Source organism: Paenibacillus sp. 01T422 (genome assembly GCF_056398785.1).
Map to the genome: position 1 here is coordinate 1 of NZ_JBFTQB010000537.1, position 4,443 is coordinate 4,443.

The window sequence follows — 4,443 nt, forward strand, 5'->3', positions numbered from 1 at the left end:
AGTTAAGCTGCACCTTAACCCCTATTTTCTCCAGCTGGGCGGCAATGACTTGAACGTTGTTTGCTTCCAGATTATCTGCATCCAGTGTGATTGCAAATCCTTGTGGATAACCAGCTGTCGCCAGCAACTGCTTGGCTTTCTCGATGTTGTATTCGTATGGAGCGATAGCCGGATCGTATCCGAAGTTTTCCTTAGGAACCAGCGTAGACGCACGTGCAGCATTGCCGTCCAATACGGTTTTAATCATCGTATTCACATCGATGGCATAATTAAGTGCCTGACGAACTTCCTTCTTAGCCAGTGGTCCTGCTTTCGTATCCAAGGAAATATAGAAGGTTCGGATACCAGGACTTGAAACGACTTTAAGTTCTGTTTGGCCTTTCAGCTGTGTTGCCACATCGGGCTTGATACCTGAGGCAATATCCACTTCTCCGGCTCTTATTGCCGCAGCCATATTTGAAGGATTCGGAATGATTTTGAAAATTAGCTTTTTGAATTTGGCAGCCCCCTGCCAATAGTCGGCATTGGCTTCCATCGTGATTTGACTATCTTTTTGCCAAGAAACAAATTTGAATGGACCTGTACCCACAGGATTTTTCGCGAAATTCTCATCGCCTTTTTCCTTGATGTACTGCGGAGGAACCATCGTGCCGCCGAACAATGTCATCTTGTTAGGCAATATCGGATCGGGACCATCGGTAATAATTTTTACCGTTTTGGCATCAACAACAACAACCTCTTTAACGGTTTTCAGCTCAACTATCGGTGATTTCGTATCCGGATTATTAAGACGATCTATACTGAATTTCACAGCATCTGCATTGAACGGCTCGCCATCATGAAATTTCACACCTTCTCTAAGCTTAAATTCCCAGGTCGTATCGTCCAGTGCCTTCCATTCAGTAGCTAGCGCTGGAACCAATTTGTTATTCTCATCACGTGTTACCAACGTATCAAACATGTTAATAAGAATGCCCATATCCGGTATTTTACCTTGCTTTTGCGGGTCMAGTGTTCCCGCGTCGATATCTTGCGCTACCGTTAACGTGTCCTTRGCCGGTTTGGATGAAACGCTATTAGCTCCTTTGTCAGCAGGAGCAGAGGAGCTGCCATTCGAGTTCGTACAAGCGGATAAAACGATTATCAAACACATGGCTGCTAGTAAAAGCTTTATTTTCACAATAATTCCTCCCCGAATTGGTCTTACTGAATTTGCTGATCCAACTGCGCCTTACATACCGTATATCTGCCTGCAGTTATAACTGCAGATGGCTTAATGAAATGTTCAGGTACAAGTACATGGCCTTGTGAGTCGCGATAATCGCGCCCCTCCGGCCGCTGGCCATCAACCCGAAACAAAGTTGCACGCTCCACAATCCCATTGAGGCTACACCAATTGTCCATCTGTAGAATCTGTGATGGTGCAATCGTTACTGCATCAATCACCTTCTCAAGTGGCATTCCGCAAGCCAGCAGCTTAGTCATTGTTGTTGATAGGTCATAAACTGGACCTCGGATATTGCGTATATGTACATCTGTGCTAATTGTATCCGGAACGAATCCGGCAGCTATGGCCTTGCGGCATACCTCATTATTGAAGCTTGCCGCCCCATGACCCACATCCAGCTTAACCCCTCGATCTATGGCTCTCAGGAGCGCCACTTCTGGTTTGCCACTCTTAAGCCATGGCGTTCCTATTTTTGCATGAAAACAATGGGTAATAACATCTCCTTCGTCCAAAAGATCCAAAACGCCATCAATAAGTGGAGGCGCTTCACCGATATGTACCATAACCGGCACGCCGGCCTCGCGAGCTGCAAGCTTGGCCAGTTGAAGCGGTTGGAGTCCCATTGATCCAACGATAGCACCGCTTGAACGAACCTTGATACCACAGACGAAGTCACGGTTATCGATGACGGCTTTCACCGTTTTATCTACGTGAATATAATCTAAAGTAGCCACCTCACGAAGATGAACCAGACCAATTGAACTAATGTTTAGCCATGCTTTAACTTCCGTCTGGAAGGCAGGAGCCACATACTTCTGCAGCCCAGGCAAAGTCGCTTCGCCGGCACTGCCTGCATCAACAACCAAATGAACGCCGCTCTCAATCCCTACTGCATCAGCTGTTACACTGAGGTTAGCGACTCCATCATATACATGTGTATGGAGATCGATCCATCCGGGACTCAAATAGAATTCAGGCTCCTGTGCTGAATGATCTGGGAGCGAGCGATCTAGTCGATAACCATCCCCCGTCTGCTTCAATAAGGCTTTGTACGTCTCTTGGCGCAATGGGTCTACTACTTTTACAAAAATCTCATCTTTCATAACTGTACACCTGCCTTCTCGTATAAATGACAAGCTGCGGAATGTCCTGGAACTATTTGTTGCAGTTGTGGCCGTACTGATCTACAAACTTCCATCACCTGCGGGCAGCGCGTATGGAACGGGCAACCTTGAGGGGGATTAGCGGGACTCGGGACTTCTCCTTGTAAAATAATTTTCTCCCGTTTAACGCCTCTCTTCGTAATAGGTGAAGAAGATAACAGCGCCTTCGTATACGGATGGAGCGGCTCTCGGTACAAGCTATCCTTATCTCCGATCTCCACCAAATGCCCCAGGTACATCACACCGACGCGATTACTAATGTGCTTGACTACGGATAGATTATGCKAAATAAACATATAAGAAAGGTTAAATTCTTTCTTCAATTCCGTCATCAGATTAAGAATCTGTGCCTGAATGGATACATCCAGAGCAGAGACAGCCTCATCTGCCACAATTAGCTTAGGGCTTAGTGACAGTGCTCGTGCAATACCGATACGCTGCCGTTGCCCACCAGAAAACTCATGCGGATATTTCCGCAAATCCTTCTGACGTAAACCAACAAGATCTATGAGTTGATTGACCTTCTCGGATGCTTCACTTCTGTTCATTATGCCGTTTATAAGCAGTGGTTCTGCGATAATGTCGGCAACGATCATTTTGGGATTCAATGATGCGTAAGGATCTTGAAATACCATTTGAAAGTTTCGACGGGTGCGGCGAAGATTCTTACCGTGCATTTTGGTTATGTCCTGCTGATCGAATAAAATGGTGCCTTCCGTCGGTTCAAGAACACGCATAATCATTCGGCCCAAGGTCGACTTCCCGCAGCCTGATTCTCCAACAATACCAAGGGTTTCGCCATATCCTATCTGAAATGAAACGTTATCTATCGCCTTCACGTGTCCGATTGTTCGGCGTATGAGTCCAGCTTGGATCGGATAATATTTTTTGAGATTTGAGACTTCTAACAGCTGATCGCTCATGATATCTATCCTTTCTTTTAGATTAGATCACACCTAGCGAACTGACCGGGCTTCACTTCGCGCAACTCAGGCATTTTGTGTATACAGGAGGGCTGTGTCCACTCGCATCGTTCCGCGAATCGGCAACCTACTGGATACTTGGATGAATCCGGTACTGTACCAGGAATCGAATACAGCATCTCTGTTTCTTCATCCAGCGATGGAATGGATTTCAGCAGTGCTTGGGAATAAGGATGAAGCGGATCCTCAAACAATGAATCGGCCGATGCACTTTCTACCACTTGGCCTGCATACATAACAACCACATGATCGGCGATTTCAGCTACTACACCCAAATCATGGGTGATCATCATCACCGAGGTATCGAATTCATCACGCATACGCTTCATTAGCTCCAGCACCTGGGCCTGAATCGTCACATCAAGAGCCGTTGTAGGCTCATCTGCAATCAATAGCTTAGGCTCGCATATCATCGCCATCCCGATCATTACACGCTGGCGCATGCCACCGGAGAATTGATGCGGGTATTCCTTCACAATGTCCGCTGCCCGTGCTACACCAACGAATTCAAGCATTTTAATGACCAATTCCAGCGCCTGCTGCTTCGATATTTTGCGGTGTCTGAGAAGAACCTCGGACATTTGATCACCAATTGTCAACACCGGATTCAACGATGTCATCGGCTCCTGGAATATCATCGAAATGTCATTTCCCCTAATCGAGGACAATTGATTCTCCGTCAACTCAAGTAAATTTTGGCCACCAAACCAAATCTGTCCATTTACAACACGTCCATGCGGCCTTGGAACCAACCCCATAATGGATAAAGACGTCATACTCTTCCCGCAACCAGATTCTCCTACGATACATACAATTTGTTTCGGATAAATAGTGAGATCAATGCCATCAACAGCATGTACCTCGACATCACCCTTGAGAAAATAGGTTTTTAAATTCTCAACCGATAGTAGTGGCTGAACCATCAAGTGCCTCCTTTATCCATCATTTACCGTAATCTTTACCGAAACCTCATCCACCCCGGCTGTATTAAGATCCAATGTAAACGATATGCAGTCAATTAAATTAAAAATTTTTAGATCATCTAATTTTTTTTCTTTTTAACTACTAT

At 45.7% G+C, this 4,443-nt stretch carries 4 protein-coding genes; all 4 read right to left on the reverse strand.

Annotation, left to right across the window (positions count from 1 at the left end):
- Positions 1-1,180 (reverse strand): ABC transporter substrate-binding protein (locus tag AC1DUA_RS25210; RefSeq protein WP_477502378.1); only part of this gene is annotated, 1,180 nt, incomplete at its 3' end.
- Between the two features lie 23 nt (positions 1,181-1,203).
- Positions 1,204-2,331: an amidohydrolase/deacetylase family metallohydrolase gene (locus AC1DUA_RS25215; RefSeq protein WP_477502379.1), complete on the reverse strand. Its 1,128-nt coding sequence runs from the start codon at positions 2,329-2,331 to the stop codon at positions 1,204-1,206.
- A complete protein-coding gene (locus AC1DUA_RS25220; RefSeq protein WP_477502380.1) occupies positions 2,328-3,314 on the reverse strand; it encodes an ABC transporter ATP-binding protein in 987 nt (328 codons plus the stop codon). The genes AC1DUA_RS25215 and AC1DUA_RS25220 overlap by 4 nt, the downstream gene beginning before the upstream one ends.
- 17 nt (positions 3,315-3,331) lie before the next feature.
- Positions 3,332-4,297 (reverse strand): ABC transporter ATP-binding protein, encoded by a 966-nt coding sequence (locus tag AC1DUA_RS25225; RefSeq protein ID WP_477502381.1) that lies wholly within the window; start codon positions 4,295-4,297, stop codon positions 3,332-3,334.
- Between the last annotated feature and the right edge of the window lie 146 nt (positions 4,298-4,443).

Coding starts and splice junctions, on each gene's coding strand:
- AC1DUA_RS25225 (WP_477502381.1), bottom strand. CDS start 4,297: ATGGTTCAGCCACTACTATCGGTTGAGAATTTAAAAACCTATTTTCTC.
- AC1DUA_RS25215 (WP_477502379.1), bottom strand. CDS start 2,331: ATGAAAGATGAGATTTTTGTAAAAGTAGTAGACCCATTGCGCCAAGAG.